Here is a 14,366-nt window from a genome sequence, read left to right as displayed (position 1 = left end):
CGAGCCAATCTAACGCCCCGGCAGGGCGAGTTCACCGATCGCGCGGCCGGGTCCGGCCACGGCGGGATCCCGCCCCCGTGCCGAAGCCGCACCGACGCCATGTCCACCGCGGACAACCCGGCCCCCCGGACAACGCCCACATGGAGCATGCCCAGCCCCCTCCGGCCGTCCTAACCTGCGGGAAAAGACCGGAAAAGCGTCCGTTACACCCCCCAGGAGTCCCGCATGACCGCACTTCCGCAGGAGCGCCGCGTCGTCACCGCCATCCCCGGCCCGAAGTCGCAGGAGCTGCAGGCCCGCCGCACCGCCGCGGTCGCCCAGGGCGTGGGCTCCACGCTGCCGGTCTTCGTCACCCGCGCCGGCGGCGGGATCCTCGAGGACGTCGACGGCAACCGCATCATCGACTTCGGCTCGGGCATCGCCGTGACCTCCGTCGGCGCCTCCGCCGAGGCCGTCGTCCGCCGCGCCTCCGCCCAGCTCGCCGACTTCACGCACACCTGTTTCATGGTCACGCCGTACGAGGGGTACGTGGCCGTCGCCGAGGCGCTCGCCGAGCTGACGCCGGGCGACCACGCCAAGAAGTCGGCGCTGTTCAACAGCGGCGCCGAGGCCGTCGAGAACGCCGTCAAGATCGCGCGCGCGTACACCAAGCGGCAGGCGGTCGTCGTCTTCGACCACGGCTACCACGGCCGCACCAACCTCACCATGGCGCTGACCGCGAAGAACATGCCGTACAAGCACGGCTTCGGCCCGTTCGCGCCCGAGGTGTACCGCGTGCCGGTGGCCTACGCCTACCGCTGGCCGACCGGCCCGGAGAACGCCGGTCCGGAGGCCGCCGCGCAGGCCATCGACCAGATCTCCAAGCAGGTCGGGGCCGAGAACGTGGCCGCGATCGTCATCGAGCCGGTGCTCGGCGAGGGCGGCTTCATCGAGCCGGCCAAGGGCTTCCTGCCCGCGATCAGCGAGTTCGCCGCGGCCAACGGCATCGTCTTCGTCGCCGACGAGATCCAGTCCGGCTTCTGCCGCACCGGCCAGTGGTTCGCCTGCGAGGACGAGGGCATCGTCCCGGACCTGATCACCACCGCCAAGGGCATCGCGGGCGGTCTGCCGCTGGCCGCGGTGACCGGCCGCGCGGAGATCATGGACGCCGCGCACGCGGGCGGCCTGGGCGGCACCTACGGCGGCAACCCGGTGGCCTGCGCGGGCGCGCTCGGCGCGATCGAGACGATGAAGGAGCTCGACCTCAACGCCCGGGCGAAGCGGATCGAGGAGGTCATGAAGGGCCGCCTCACCGCGATGCAGGAGAAGTTCGACGTCATCGGGGACGTCCGCGGCCGGGGCGCGATGATCGCCGTCGAGCTGGTCAAGGACCGCGCCACCAAGGAGCCGAACCCGGAGGCGACCGCGGCCCTGGCCAAGGCCTGCCACCAGGAGGGCCTGCTGGTCCTGACCTGTGGCACCTACGGCAACGTGCTGCGCTTCCTGCCCCCGCTGGTCATCGGCGAGGACCTGCTGACCGAGGGCCTGGACATCATCGAGCAGGCGTTCGCCCGCATCTGAACCGGCATCGGAGCAGGTGGGCCGCCCCGGTCCCGACGGGCCGGGGCGGAACCGCAGAGCGTGTGAAGAACGTGTGCGGGGTGGATGGCAGAGGCCCGTCGCCCCTGTCGCGGGCCCGCCCCCTGCCGTAGGTTCTACCGGGATGAGAGATACACCCGCCCACAGGGGACTGTGGGCGGCACGGGCCGAGGCCTCCCCAGCTTCGACCTGGTCGTGCCCTCGCGCACACAACCGGAGCCCCGAGGGCTCCGGGTCTCCTCACGATCGGACGGTCGCCCGCCCCAGACCCCCCGGGGCGCGCGACGTTCCGGTCCGGACGGCCGCCCGGGCATCACCGTCGGCACGCCGTTCCCGAAGGGCCGGCGCACACCCCCCCTTGCGCCGGCCCTTCGGTGCGCCGCACCGCCCCCGCCTGCGAAGCTGTGCGCCATGCTGCTGCTCGGACCGCCCGCCCTCCTCTTCGCGCTGATCACCTGGCAGGTGGTCGCCGACGGCCCGCTGGTGGGCCTCGACGAGCGGCTGAGCGAGGTCCTGATCCGTCCGGACCGGGCCTCCGAGCTGCTCGCCGACCTCGGCAACGTCCAGGTGGCCGTGCCGGTCCTGGCGGTCGCGCTGGCGCGTGCCGCGTGGCGGGGGCGGGCCGAGGGCGCGGACCGCTGGTGGCTGCCGCCCGCCGCCGGGGCCGCGGCGATGGCCCTGGTACCGGTGCTGGTCGTGCCCCTGAAGGAGTGGACCGACCGCCCCGGCACCCCGGCCGTGCCCCCGGCGGTCGGCTACTACCCCTCCGGCCACACCGTGACCGCCGTCGTGGCGTACGGGGCGGCGACGCTGCTGCTCCTCCCGCTGCTGCGCTCGGCGGCGGCCCGGCGCGTGCTCGTCCTGCTCTGCTGCGTCCTCGTCGCCGGCGCCTCCTACGGGCTGGTGCGCCGGGGCTACCACTGGCCGCTGGACGTGGTGGCCGGCTGGTGCCTGGGGGCGGTGCTGCTGGTCTGCCTGTGGCGGCTGGCCGTCCGGAGCGGCCCGGGCGGGTCCGCCGGCGCCCCGGCGGCCGGGCCGGTCCCGGCCGGCCGTCCCGGCTGACCGCCCGGGCGGCCCCGGCCGCCGGTTCAGCTGTCGAAGCCCAGCCCCAGCCGGTCCATCGTCCGCAGCCACAGGTTGCGGCGCCCGCCGTGCGCGTCGGCCCGGGCCAGTGACCACTTGGTGAGCGCGATGCCGGTCCACGCCAGCGGCTCCGGCGGGAACGGCAGCGGCTTGGTGCGCACCATCTCCAGTTCCGTGCGCTCGGTCCGCTCCCCCGCCAGCAGGTCCAGCATGACCTCGGCCCCGAAGCGGGTGGCGCCCACCCCGAGCCCCGTGTAGCCCGCCGCGTACGCCACCCGCCCCGCGTGCGCCGTGCCGAAGAACGCCGAGAAGCGGGAGCAGGTGTCGATCGCGCCGCCCCAGGCGTGGGTGAAGCGGACGCCCTCCAGCTGCGGGAAGCAGGTGAAGAAGTGCCCGGCGAGCCTGGCGTAGGTCTCCGGCCGGTCGTCGTGCTCGGCGCGCACCCGGCCGCCGTACGGGTAGACCGCGTCGTAGCCGCCCCACAGGATGCGGTGGTCGGCGGAGAGCCGGAAGTAGTGGAACCGGTTGGCGCTGTCGCCGAGGCCCTGGCGGTTCCTCCAGCCGATCGACGCCAGCCGGCCGGGGGTGAGCGGCTCGGTCATCAGGGCGTAGTCGTAGACCGGGACGGTGTAGGGGCGGACCCGTCTGACCAGGCTGGGGAAGACGTTGGTGCCGAGGGCCACCCGGCGGGCGCGGACGTGCCCGTAGGGGGTGCGGACGGCCATGCCGGCGCCGTACCGCTTCAGGGTGAGGGCGGGGGTGTGCTCGTGGACGCGCACGCCGAGGTCGAGGCAGGCCCGCTTCAGGCCCCAGGCGAGCTTGGCCGGGTGGAGCATCGCCACGCCCCGCCGGTCCCACAGGCCCGCCCGGAAGGTCGGGGAGTCCACCTGTTCCCGCACCGCGTCGGCGTCCAGGAACTCGATGTCCCCGGCGAGGCCCGCGCGTTCGATCCTGCGGTGCCAGTCGCGCAGCTCCCGGACCTGGTGGGCCTCGGTGGCGACGTCGATCTCGCCGGTGCGTTCGAAGTCGCAGTCGATGGAGTGGCGGGCGACCGTCTCCTCGATGGCGTCGAGGTTGCGGGCGCCCAGCTCCTGGAGCCGGTGGATCTCGCCCGGCCAGCGGGTGAGTCCGTTGGGCAGGCCGTGGGTGAGGGAGGCGGCGCAGAACCCGCCGTTGCGGCCCGAGGCGGCCCAGCCCACCTCGCGGCCCTCCACCAGCACCACGTCCCGCCCGGGGTCGCGTTCCTTCGCGATCAGCGCGGTCCACAGACCGCTGTAGCCGCCGCCGACGACCAGCAGGTCGCAGGTCTCGGCGCCGGTGAGGGCGGGTTCGGGGTCGGGCCTGCCGGGGTCGTCCAGCCAGTAGGACACCGGCCGGACCTCGGCGAGGGATCTCGTCCAACGGCTCATGGCGCTCGGGGCCATGATTTCAACTCCCTACGGGGGACTGCGGTTTCCTTTTCCCGGGGTTCCTAGGACCTCTGCCGCCCGCGCCGGTTCCCGATCGTCGTCGAGACCAGCACCAGCAGGACGGCGACGACGAACATGGCCGTGCCGATGACGTTGATCTGCACGGGCGTTCCTCGCTGGGCGGAGCCCCAGACGAACATCGGGAAGGTGACGGTCGAGCCGGCGTTGAAGTTGGTGATGATGAAGTCGTCGAAGGAGAGCGCGAAGGCGAGCAGCGCGCCCGCCGCGATGCCGGGCGCCGCGATCGGCAGCGTGACCCGGAGGAACGTCTGGAACGGGCCGGCGTACAGGTCCTGGGCGGCCTGCTCCAGCCGCGGGTCCATGGACATCACGCGCGCCTTGACGGCGACCACGACGAAGCTGAGGCAGAACATGACGTGGGCGATCAGGATCGTCCAGAAGCCGAGGTGCACGCCCATGTTGAGGAACAGGGTGAGCAGCGAGGCCGCCATGACCACCTCGGGCATCGCCATCGGCAGGAAGATCAGCGAGTTCACGGCGGAGCGGGCGCGGAAGCGGTAGCGGGCCAGCGCGAAGGCGATCATCGTGCCGAGCAGGGTGGCGCCGAGCATCGCCCACAGCGCGATCTGGAGGCTGAGCGACAGCGAGCCGCACAGCCCGGAGACACCGCAGGGGTCCCTCCACGCCTCCGTGGAGAACTCCTGCCACTCGTAGTTGAAGCGCCCCTTCGGGTTGTTGAAGGAGAACACGGTGACGACGACGTTCGGCAGGAGGAGGTACGCGAGCGTCAGCAGTCCCGCGATGACGACGAGGTGGCGCCTGAGCCAGTTGGCGAAGGCCATTTAAACCAGATCCTCCGTGCCGGACTTGCGGATGTAGAACGTGACCATGAAGAGGATCGCGGCCATCAGGATGAACGAGAGCGCCGCGGCCGTCGGGTAGTCGAGGATCCGCAGGAACTGCGTCTGGATCACGTTGCCGACCATGCGGGTGTCGGTGGAGCCGAGCAGGTCCGCGTTGATGTAGTCGCCGGACGCCGGGATGAAGGTCAGCAGCGTGCCGGAGACCACGCCCGGCATCGACAGCGGGAGGGTGACCCTGCGGAAGGTGGTCGAGGGCCTGGCGTACAGGTCGTTCGCCGCCTCGTGCAGGCGCGGGTCGATGCGCTCCAGGGAGGTGTAGAGCGGCAGGATCATGAACGGCAGGAAGTTGTACGTCAGGCCGCAGACGACCGCGAGCGGGGTGGCGAGCACCCGGTCGCCGGCGGTCCAGCCGAGCAGGTTGGTGACGTCCAGGACGTGCAGGGCGTCCAGGGCGCCGACCACCGGGCCGCCGTCGGCGAGGATCGTCTTCCAGGCGAGGGTGCGGATCAGGAAGCTGGTGAAGAACGGCGCGATCACCAGGACCATGAGCAGGTTCCGCCAGCGTCCCGCGCGGAAGGCGATCAGGTACGCCAGCGGGTAGCCGAGCAGCAGGCACAGCACGGTCGCGGAGGCCGCGTAGAGCACCGAGCGGACGAACTGCGGCCAGTACTCGGACAGCGCCTCCCAGTAGGTGGCGACGTGCCAGGTGACCCGGTAGCCCTCCTCCAGGGAACCCGTCTGCACGGAGGTGGAGGCCTGGTAGATCACCGGCAGCGCGAAGAACACCACCAGCCACAGCAGACCGGGCAGCAGGAGCAGGTACGGCGTCCAGCGGCCCCGCCTGCGCGGGGGTCCCGTCTCCGGGGCGGGCGCCAGGGGCGGCGCCTGGGTGACCGCGGCCATCAGGCGACCTCTTCCTCGACGGTCTCCACACCGGCGTCGATGTCCTGCGCCGCGTCCAGGCCGAAGGTGTGCGCCGGGTTCCAGTGCAGGACGACCTCGGCTCCGGGCGCCAGCCGGGCGTCGCGGTCGATGTTCTGGACGTAGACCTCGAAGTCGGCGCAGACCGGGCTGTCGACGACGAACTGCGTGGAGACGCCGATGAAGCTGGAGTCGGCGATCCTGCCGGTGATCCGGTTGCGGCCCTCGGGTATCTCGCCGGCGTCGTCGGCGTGGGTGAGGGAGATCTTCTCCGGACGCACCCCGACCAGCACCTTGCCGCCGGTCGTCGCGGACGCGCTGCTGCGCGCCTCGGGCAGCAGCAGCTTGCCGCCGCCCGCCCGCAGCACGATCTCGCCGCCGGACCTCGAGTCGACCTCGGCCTCGATGAGGTTGGAGGTGCCGAGGAAGTTGGCGACGAAGGTGGTGCGCGGGTTCTCGTAGAGGTCGGCGGGCGTGCCGAGCTGTTCGACCCGGCCGGCGTTCATCACGGCGACCGTGTCGGCCATGGTCATGGCCTCCTCCTGGTCGTGCGTGACGTGCACGAAGGTGATGCCGACCTCGGTCTGGATGCGCTTGAGCTCCAGCTGCATCTGGCGGCGCAGCTTCAGGTCCAGGGCGCCCAGCGGTTCGTCCAGCAGCAGCACCCTGGGGTGGTTGATCAGCGCGCGGGCCACCGCGACGCGCTGCTGCTGGCCGCCGGAGAGCTGGTGCGGCTTCCTCCTCGCCTGCTCGCCGAGCTGGACCAGCTCCAGCATCTCCTCGACCTGCTTCTTCACGCTTCTGATGCCGCGCCGGCGCAGACCGAAGGCGACGTTCTCGAAGATGTCGAGGTGCGGGAAGAGGGCGTAGGACTGGAAGACCGTGTTCACCGGCCGTTTGTACGGCGGCAGCCCGGTGACGTCCTGGTCGCCGAGGTGGACGGTGCCGGAGGTCGGCTGCTCCAGGCCGGCGATCATCCGCAGGGTGGTGGTCTTGCCGCAGCCGGACGCGCCGAGCAGGGCGAAGAAGGAACCTTCCGGCACGGTGAGGTCGAGGGGGTGCACGGCGCTGAAGGAGCCGTAGGCCTTGCTGATGGCGCTGAGGCGGACGTCCCCGCCGCCGCGGCCGGCCGTGGTGGTGTCTTCGGTCGTCTTCATCTCGTCACGCCCCGGTGAGCTTCGCGAACTTCTCTTCGAATGCCGTCTCTTCCTCGGAACTCAGGGAGCGGAAGGCACGGGACTTGGCCTGCATGGCCTTGTCGGGGAGGATCAGCGGGTTGTTCGCCGCGTCCTCGTCGATCTTCGCGAGCTCGTCCTTCACTCCGTCGACGGGACAGACGAAGTTGATGTAGGCGGCGAGCTCGGCGGCCGGCTGCGGCTCGAAGTAGTAGTCGATCAGCCGCTCGGCGTTCTCCTTGTGCCGGGCCTTGTTGGGGACCAGCAGGTTGTCGCTGGACGTCAGGTAGCCGCTGTCGGGGATCAGGAACTCGATGTCCGGGTTGTCCGCCTTGAGCTGGACGACGTCACCGGCCCAGGCCAGGCAGGCGGCGAGGTCGCCCTTGGTGAGGTCGGCGGTGTAGTCGTTGCCGGTGAAGCGGCGGATCTGTCCCTTGTCGACGGCCTTCTGCAGCCGGGCGATCGCCGCGTCGTAGTCGTCGGCGGAGAACTTCGCCGGGTCCTTGTCCATGTCCAGCAGGGTCATGCCGACGGTGTCGCGCATCTCCGTGAGCAGGCCGACGCGCCCCTTGAGCTCCGGGTCGTCCAGCAGGTCGGAGAGGGTGCTCACCTCGACGCCGTCGAGCGCCTTCCGGTTGTAGGCGATGACCGTGGAGATGCCCTGCCAGGGGTAGGAGTAGGCGCGGCCGGGGTCCCAGTCGGGATTGCGGAACTGGGCGGACAGGTTGGTGAAGGCGTGCGGGAGGTGGGCGGGATCCAGCTTCTGCACCCAGCCGAGGCGGATCAGGCGGGCGGCCAGCCAGTCGGTGAGGACGATGATGTCGCGGCCGGTGTCCTGGCCCGCGGCGAGCTGCGGCTTGATCTTGCCGAAGAACTCGGTGTTGTCGTTGATGTCCTCGGTGTACGTGACCTCGATGCCGGTGCGCCGGGTGAACGCCTCCAGCGTGGGGTGCCTGCGCCCGCTGTCGTCGACGTCCATGTACTCGGTCCAGTTGGAGAAGGCGACGGTCTTCTCCTTCCGCGAGTGGTCCTCCGCCGGGACGCCGCCCCGGGTGGTGCCGGCCGCGGGGATGCCGCAGCCGCTCAGCGCCCCGAGTCCGCCGGCCGCGAGCGCGCCGCCCGCGGAGGCGCGCAGCAGCGAACGGCGGGTCAGGGCCGCCCGGCCGTTGCGCAGGCTGCGCCGCACGGCGGCCGCCCGGGCCGGGGAGAGGCGGTCGGGCTCGTACTGCTCCATGCTCGTGGTGCCCTTTCGGGAGGGGGGCCGCGGGTCGGGCGGCCCGGCTGCTATCGGTCCCCGAAGACGGTGCGGTGCCAGTCCTTGCGGGCCACCGCGGTGTTGTCGAACATGACGTGCTTGATCTGGGTGTACTCCTCGAAGGAGTACGCGGACATGTCCTTGCCGAAGCCGGACGCCTTGTGGCCGCCGTGCGGCATCTCGCTGACGATCGGGACGTGGTCGTTGATCCACACGCATCCCGCCCTGATCTCGCGCGTGGCGCGGCCCGCGCGGTACACGTCCCGGCTCCAGGCGGAGGCGGCGAGCCCGTACGGGGTGTCGTTGGCCAGCGCGATGCCCTCGTCGTCGGTGTCGAAGGGGAGGACGACCAGCACCGGCCCGAAGATCTCGGACTGCACGACCTCGCTGTCCTGCGGGGCGCCGGCGATGAGGGTGGGGCGGTAGTACGCGCCGTTCTCCAGGTCGCCCAGGGGTGCCTCGCCGCCGGTCACGACGCGCGCACGGGCGCGCGCCCGGTCGACGAAGCCGGCCACGCGGTCGCGCTGGGCGTGCGAGACCAGCGGGCCGAGGTCGGTGCCGGGGGCGAAGGGGTCGCCGAGCCGCACCGTCTCCATCAGGGCGGCCGTCCGCTCGACGAACGCCTCGTAGAGCGGGCGCTGCACGTAGGCGCGGGTGGCGGCCGTGCAGTCCTGCCCGGTGTTGATCAGCGCGCCCGCGACCGCGCCGTTGACGGCGGCGTCGAGGTCGGCGTCGTCGAAGACGACGAAGGGCGCCTTGCCGCCGAGTTCCAGGTGGATGCGCTTGACGGTGGCGGTGGCGATCCCGGCGACGCGCCTGCCGACGGCGGTGGAGCCGGTGAAGGAGACCATGGCCACGCCGGGGTGGCCGACCAGGTGCTCCCCCGCCTCCCCGCCGGTCCCGGTGACGACGTTGACCACGCCGTCCGGGATGCCGGCGTCGGTGGCGGCCCGTGCGAAGAGCAGCGAGGTCAGCGGGGTGAGCTCGGAGGGTTTGAGGACGATCGTGTTGCCCGCGGCGATCGCCGGGAGGATCTTCCAGGCGGCCATCTGCAGGGGGTAGTTCCAGGGCGCGACGGAGCCCACGACGCCGACGGGCTCGCGGCGGACGTAGGAGGTGTGGTCCCCGGAGTACTCGCCGGCCGACTGCCCCGCCAGGTGGCGGGCGGCGCCCGCGAAGAAGGCGATGTTGTCGATCGTGCCCGGCACGTCGAACTCGCGGCTCAGTTTCAGCGGCTTGCCGCACTGCAGGGACTCGGCCCGCGCGAAGTCCTCGGCGCGCTCGGCGACGACGGCGGCGAACCGGTGCAGGGCGTCGGAGCGCTCGCCCGGGGTGGCGCCCGCCCAGGCCGGGAAGGCCGCACGGGCCGCGGCGACGGCCGCGTCCACGTCGTCGGTGCCGGCCGGTTCGTACGTGAGGACGCCCTCACCGGTGGCCGGGTCGACGACCGTGTGGGTGCGGCCCGAGGTCCCCTTCGTCATGCGTCCCGCGATGAACTGCACCCCGTCGGCGAAACGGTCCCGGGCGGGGAATCGCTCCGGGGCGGCGTTGTCCGGGTTGTGCATGTCGCTCTCCTCCGTGTCCCCGAGGGGGCGGCGTGGCTCCAGCTCGATGTGAGTGCCGATCCTGACAGAGGGACCGGACTCCAACAAGTGATTCCGTTGTTGCCTTTTGGTTACGCGACGGAATCTGTCGACCAGGTGGCGAGTCACTGCGGAAAGGACGGGACGGGGTGTCAGGGTGCGTGCCAGACTCGCGTGCGGCGGACGTGCGGTGAGCGTGCGGTGCGGGGATCGACGGGGGTGGCGGTGGGCGGGACGGCGGGGACGGCCGGCTCCAGGGAAGCGCTGGTCGAGGCGGTGCGGGCCGGGGAGAGGGTCAAGTACCTGTACTTCTGGGGCCACCGGCCGCCGGCCGGCGGCCGGATCGGGGCGAGCTGCCTGAGTCAGTGGTGGCCGTCGCCGTTCACGGTGGGGGGCGTGCGGTACGCGACCGCCGAGCACTGGATGATGGCCGCCAAGGCCCGGCTGTTCGCGGACGCGGAGGCGGAGCGGCGGGTGCTCGCCGCGGGTCATCCCGCGCGGGCGAAGGAGGCCGGGCGGCTGGTGCGGGGCTTCGACGAGGAGACCTGGCGGCGGGAGCGGTTCCGCGTCGTCGTCGAGGGCGGCGTCCACAAGTTCACGGCCCACGGGGATCTGCGGACCTTCCTGCTCAACACGGGCGAGCGCGTCCTCGTCGAGGCGAGCCCGGTGGACCGGGTGTGGGGCATCGGCCTGGCCGCGGACGACGAGCGTGCGGCGGACCCGCAGCGGTGGCGGGGGGCGAACCTGCTGGGGTTCGCGCTGATGGAGGCCCGCAGACGGCTGCGCGGCGGCTGAGGCGCGTCCTCCCGGCCGCGGCGGAGGGCCGGTGCGTGCGGACGCCCCTGCACGCGGTGTCCACGCGGACCGGCCCTCCGGGACCCGGCGGCCCCGTTCAGGACGCGGCGCCGAGGCCGCCCATGATGCTCGCGAAGAGCAGGAGACCGAGCAGCGGCAGGATCACGGTGGCGACGATGCCGCAGACGAGCCCGGCGGTCGCCGCCCCCTTGTTGGTGGCCTCGCCGCGGTTCGCCTTCCCCCGGCCGACGGCTCCGAAGACGATCCCCAGGACGCCCAGGATCACGCCGAAGAACCACAGGAAGAAGGTCAGGCTGCAGACCACGCCGATGATGCCCAGCACCAGTCCGGTGGTTCCCGTGCCGTTGCTGGGCTGCACGGGCATCGCGTAGCCGGGCGCCTGCGGGTAGGGCGCGGGGGGCATGCCCTGCGGGACCGGACCCTGGGGATAGCCGTAGGACGGGCCGGGCTGCGGGTGGCCGTAGCCCGGGGCCGCCTGCTGCGGGTGACCGTAGCCCGGGGCCGGCTGCTGCGGGTGACCGTAGCCCGGGGCCGGCTGCTGCGGGGGCTGGGGCGGTGGCCCGAATCCACCGGGTGCGGGATGACTGCCGGACATGGAACGATCTCCCTCCGTTGACCGAACCACGCATCCTAGGGGGTGGCGTCCGGGTCCTGCCGCGGGTCGCGGGGTCCGGCACGCGCTCCCCCGAGCTCCCGGCTTCGCGCGAGCGGGGGACCCCCGTCGCGTCGGCGCCCCCTCCGCCGTGCGGCCGCGCGCACCGGACCCCGCTCGGCCCGGCCGCAGGGCGCCGTTTCCCGGAGCCGGCCTGCTCCGGACGGCACCCCCTGGTGATCCCGCCGCCGCGGGAGGCGTTCGGGGCGTCTCAGCGGAAGGCGGGGGCGGCGGCGACCGGGCGGTGGGCGCCGTAGTAGTCCTCCTCCTGGAGGTCCTCCTCGAAGTTGAGCGCGGCCGTGATGCCGATCGCGATCAGGACGATCACGGCGATGCCGAGGACGAGGCCGATGACGCCCATGATCAGGCCGGCCTGGGCCTGCCCGTGGTTGTCGGCCAGCCCCCGCTCGGCGTTCTTGCGGCCCTTGACGCCGAAGACCACCGCGAGGACGCCGAGGACGACGGAGACCACGCCGTAGAAGCAGAACAGGCAGCAGGCCAGGATGCCGAGCACCATCGCCGCGACGCCCATGCCGTTCTGCCGCTGCGGCGGCGGGCCGGGCCAGCCGTAGCCCGGGGGGTAGCCGGGGTAGCCGTACCCGCCGGGTGCCCCGGGGCCGGTGGGGGCGACGGGCGGCGGGGGCACCGCGGGGCCCGGGCCGTCGAACGGCGCGGTGCCGCCCGGGGGCGTGGCCCCGGCGGGCGGGACGAAGCCGGCGGACGGCATCGAGGCGATGGTGGGCTGGTCGTGCACGGACGGCCCGCCCGCGCCGGGCCACGTGCCCGGCTGCTGCGCGGGCTGCCCGGGGCCGGACGCCCGGTCCTTGTGCGGGGACGTCCTCCGCTCCGGCGGGGCCCAGGGGTCGTCGGCCTCCGGGGTGCCCCCACCCGGCTGCGTCGCGTCCGTCATCTGCAAGTCCCCCCTGGGTCGATCGTCCCGCCATGCTACGGCCCCCTCCCCGGCCCGCTCACCGGCCCCTCCCCCACCGCCTACGATGACCCGGAGTCACCGATCAGCCGATCACCCGTGCCCCCGCCGCCCGCGCGGCCCGGGGCACCGTTCCGGGGAGGAACCTTGACCGACCGTCCCGACGCGACCCCCACCGGGCAGGGCCGCGACCTGCGCGCCTTCATCGCCGGACTGCCCAAGGCCGAACTGCACGTGCACCACGTCGGCTCCGCCTCCCCCCGCATCGTCTCGGAGCTGGCCGCCCGCCACCCCGACTCCAGGGTCCCCGCCGACCCCGAGGCCCTGGCCGACTACTTCACCTTCACGGACTTCGCCCACTTCATCGAGGTGTACCTGTCCGTCGTCGAGCTGGTCCGCACCCCCGACGACGTCCGCCTGCTGACCTACGAGGTGGCCCGCGAGCTGGCGCGGCAGCAGGTGCGGTACGCGGAGCTGACCGTCACGCCGTTCTCCTCCACCCGCCGCGGCATCGACGAGCGCGCCTTCATGGACGCGATCGAGGACGCCCGCAAGGCGGCCGAGACCGAGTTCGGGACCGTGCTGCGCTGGTGCTTCGACATACCCGGCGAGGCCGGCCTGGAGTCCGCCGAGGAGACCGTGCGGCTCGCCACCGACGACCGGCTGCGCCCGGAGGGCCTGGTCTCCTTCGGACTCGGCGGCCCCGAGGCCGGCGTCCCCCGCCCGCAGTTCAAGCCGTACTTCGACCGGGCGATCGCCGCCGGGCTGCACTCGGTCCCGCACGCCGGCGAGACCACCGGCCCGGAGACGGTGTGGGACGCGCTGAACGAGCTGCGGGCCGAGCGGATCGGGCACGGCACCAGCTCCGCCCGGGACCCGGAGCTGCTCCGGCACCTGGCCGAGCGGCGCATCGCCCTGGAGGTGTGCCCCACCTCCAACATCGCCACCCGCGCGGTCGCCACCCTCGACGAGCACCCGGTCAAGGAGTTCGTGCGGGCCGGCGTCCTGGTCACGATCAACTCCGACGACCCGCCGATGTTCGGCACCGACCTCAACACCGAGTACGAGGTCGCCGCACGGCTGCTCGGCCTGGACGAGCGGGGTCTGGCCGACCTGGCGAAGAACGCGGTCGAGGCGTCCTTCATGGACCGGGCGGGCAAGGCCCGGCTGGCCGCCGAGATCGACGCCCACACCGCGTCCTGGCTCTCCTCCTGACCGCCCCGCGGAGGACCGCCGTGCAGAACGTGACCGTCGTGGCCCACCGCGGCGACCCGTACCGCGTCCGCGAGAACACGCTCGCCTCGCTGCGGTCCGCGCTCCGGCGGGGCGCGGACGCGGTCGAGGTGGACGTACGCCTCACCCGCGACGGCGTACCGGTGCTGCTGCACGACGAGACGCTCCTGCGCCTGTGGGGGCACGACCGCCCGCTGCGGTCCCTGGCGTGGGACGAGGTCCGCGACCTCACGGGCGGCGGGGTGCCCGCCCTCTCCGACGCGCTGGCGGCCGCGGACGGCGGCCGGGTGATGATCGACCTGCCCGGCACGCCGGACGTCCGTGCCGCGCGCCGGGTCGTGGACGCCGTGCGCGAGAGCGGCGCCCGGGACCGCGTCTACTACTGCGCGGGCGCCCCCGCCATGCTCGCGCTCCGCGCGGCGGACCCGTCCGCCGAGATCGCCCTCACCCGGACCACGCTGGCCCCGCCGCGCGCCGGCCTGCTGGAGGCGGTCCGCCCCCGCTGGCTGAACTACCGCTTCAGCCTGGTGGACCGGGCCCTCGCCGAGCGCGTCCACCGCGGCGGCCACCTGCTGTCCGTCTGGACCCCGGACACCCGCCGCGCCATGCGCCGGCTGCTGGCCGCGGGCGTCGACTCGATCACCACCAACCGCGTCGACGTCCTGTGCGCGGTGCGCGCGAACGCGCCGGCCACGGCGGCCGGGGCCCCTTCACCGCGACGGCCGTAGGCGGGGCGGGGGGGGGGGGGGCGCCCCCCCCCCCCCAGTCCGCGTCCCCACGAAGACAGTCCCACCACCGACAGGCAATTTTTCTGCGTCTGTCAGCACCAGAACCGGTCGGAAAGGTTCT

General features: G+C 73.0%; 13 protein-coding genes. 5 read left to right on the top strand and 8 right to left on the bottom strand.

Annotated elements, in window-relative coordinates; translation table 11 throughout:
- Positions 1–225 precede the first annotated feature (225 nt).
- Both gabT and ACZ56B_RS28040 read left to right on the top strand, forming a co-directional pair.
- The gene (gene gabT / locus ACZ56B_RS28045; RefSeq protein ID WP_468796364.1) at positions 226–1,560 is read left to right on the top strand and encodes a 4-aminobutyrate--2-oxoglutarate transaminase; all 1,335 of its coding nucleotides are present in this window, start codon (positions 226–228) and stop codon (positions 1,558–1,560) included.
- Positions 1,561–1,989: 429 nt separating this feature from the next.
- On the top strand, positions 1,990–2,640 hold the full coding sequence (locus ACZ56B_RS28040) for a phosphatase PAP2 family protein (RefSeq protein ID WP_468796362.1): 651 nt from the start codon (positions 1,990–1,992) through the stop codon (positions 2,638–2,640).
- Positions 2,641–2,666: 26 nt separating this feature from the next.
- On the opposite strand, the gene ACZ56B_RS28035 is transcribed toward ACZ56B_RS28040, so the two are convergent.
- Genes ACZ56B_RS28035 through ACZ56B_RS28010 form a run of 6 tightly spaced genes read right to left on the bottom strand, consistent with a single transcriptional unit; the run spans position 2,667 to position 9,870 of the window.
- Complete coding sequence (locus tag ACZ56B_RS28035) at positions 2,667–4,085, bottom strand: NAD(P)/FAD-dependent oxidoreductase (RefSeq protein ID WP_468796360.1); 1,419 nt, start codon at positions 4,083–4,085, stop codon at positions 2,667–2,669.
- 47 nt (positions 4,086–4,132) lie between these two features.
- A complete protein-coding gene (locus ACZ56B_RS28030) occupies positions 4,133–4,933 on the bottom strand; it encodes an ABC transporter permease (RefSeq protein WP_468796358.1) in 801 nt (266 codons plus the stop codon).
- Complete coding sequence (locus tag ACZ56B_RS28025; RefSeq protein WP_468796356.1) at positions 4,934–5,857, bottom strand: ABC transporter permease; 924 nt, start codon at positions 5,855–5,857, stop codon at positions 4,934–4,936.
- Positions 5,857–7,032, bottom strand: a complete 1,176-nt coding sequence (locus ACZ56B_RS28020; protein ID WP_468796354.1) for an ABC transporter ATP-binding protein — start codon at positions 7,030–7,032, stop codon at positions 5,857–5,859. Before ACZ56B_RS28020 ends, ACZ56B_RS28025 begins: the two co-directional genes overlap by 1 nt.
- Before the next feature lie 4 nt (positions 7,033–7,036).
- Positions 7,037–8,284 carry a polyamine ABC transporter substrate-binding protein gene (locus tag ACZ56B_RS28015; RefSeq protein ID WP_468796352.1) on the bottom strand — a complete coding sequence of 416 codons (1,248 nt, stop codon included), beginning with the start codon at positions 8,282–8,284 and terminating at the stop codon, positions 7,037–7,039.
- Between the two features lie 50 nt (positions 8,285–8,334).
- On the bottom strand, positions 8,335–9,870 hold the full coding sequence (locus tag ACZ56B_RS28010; RefSeq protein WP_468796350.1) for a gamma-aminobutyraldehyde dehydrogenase: 1,536 nt from the start codon (positions 9,868–9,870) through the stop codon (positions 8,335–8,337).
- Positions 9,871–10,089: 219 nt separating this feature from the next.
- Between ACZ56B_RS28010 and ACZ56B_RS28005 the strand changes: the two genes are divergently transcribed.
- The gene (locus ACZ56B_RS28005; protein WP_468796348.1) at positions 10,090–10,683 is read left to right on the top strand and encodes an NADAR family protein; all 594 of its coding nucleotides are present in this window, start codon (positions 10,090–10,092) and stop codon (positions 10,681–10,683) included.
- Between the two features lie 97 nt (positions 10,684–10,780).
- Here ACZ56B_RS28005 and ACZ56B_RS28000 read toward each other — a convergent pair whose 3' ends face one another.
- Positions 10,781–11,299 (bottom strand): DUF4190 domain-containing protein, encoded by a 519-nt coding sequence (locus tag ACZ56B_RS28000; protein WP_468796346.1) that lies wholly within the window; start codon positions 11,297–11,299, stop codon positions 10,781–10,783.
- A gap of 268 nt (positions 11,300–11,567) precedes the next feature.
- Positions 11,568–12,266, bottom strand: a complete 699-nt coding sequence (locus ACZ56B_RS27995; RefSeq protein WP_468796344.1) for a DUF4190 domain-containing protein — start codon at positions 12,264–12,266, stop codon at positions 11,568–11,570.
- Positions 12,267–12,431: 165 nt separating this feature from the next.
- Here ACZ56B_RS27995 and ACZ56B_RS27990 point away from each other — a divergent pair, with 165 nt between their 5' ends.
- Both ACZ56B_RS27990 and ACZ56B_RS27985 read left to right on the top strand, forming a co-directional pair.
- Complete coding sequence (locus ACZ56B_RS27990) at positions 12,432–13,499, top strand: adenosine deaminase (protein WP_468796342.1); 1,068 nt, start codon at positions 12,432–12,434, stop codon at positions 13,497–13,499.
- A 20-nt stretch (positions 13,500–13,519) separates the two neighbouring features.
- Positions 13,520–14,245 carry a glycerophosphodiester phosphodiesterase gene (locus ACZ56B_RS27985; protein ID WP_468796340.1) on the top strand — a complete coding sequence of 242 codons (726 nt, stop codon included), beginning with the start codon at positions 13,520–13,522 and terminating at the stop codon, positions 14,243–14,245.
- Positions 14,246–14,366: the final 121 nt, after the last annotated feature.

It is taken from the genome of Streptomyces sp. NPDC034670 (assembly GCF_055574875.1).
This window is presented reverse-complemented; position numbering and strand designations above follow the sequence as displayed.

Bases quoted from the DNA above. Each gene is read 5' to 3' on its own strand.
- ACZ56B_RS28015 (WP_468796352.1), bottom strand. From the start codon at position 8,284: ATGGAGCAGTACGAGCCCGACCGCCTCTCCCCGGCCCGGGCGGCCGCC.
- ACZ56B_RS28040 (WP_468796362.1), top strand. From the start codon at position 1,990: ATGCTGCTGCTCGGACCGCCCGCCCTCCTCTTCGCGCTGATCACCTGG.
- ACZ56B_RS27995 (WP_468796344.1), bottom strand. From the start codon at position 12,266: ATGACGGACGCGACGCAGCCGGGTGGGGGCACCCCGGAGGCCGACGAC.
- ACZ56B_RS28035 (WP_468796360.1), bottom strand. From the start codon at position 4,085: ATGGCCCCGAGCGCCATGAGCCGTTGGACGAGATCCCTCGCCGAGGTC.
- ACZ56B_RS28010 (WP_468796350.1), bottom strand. From the start codon at position 9,870: ATGCACAACCCGGACAACGCCGCCCCGGAGCGATTCCCCGCCCGGGAC.
- ACZ56B_RS28030 (WP_468796358.1), bottom strand. From the start codon at position 4,933: ATGGCCTTCGCCAACTGGCTCAGGCGCCACCTCGTCGTCATCGCGGGA.
- ACZ56B_RS28025 (WP_468796356.1), bottom strand. From the start codon at position 5,857: ATGGCCGCGGTCACCCAGGCGCCGCCCCTGGCGCCCGCCCCGGAGACG.
- ACZ56B_RS28000 (WP_468796346.1), bottom strand. From the start codon at position 11,299: ATGTCCGGCAGTCATCCCGCACCCGGTGGATTCGGGCCACCGCCCCAG.
- gabT (WP_468796364.1), top strand. From the start codon at position 226: ATGACCGCACTTCCGCAGGAGCGCCGCGTCGTCACCGCCATCCCCGGC.
- ACZ56B_RS28020 (WP_468796354.1), bottom strand. From the start codon at position 7,032: ATGAAGACGACCGAAGACACCACCACGGCCGGCCGCGGCGGCGGGGAC.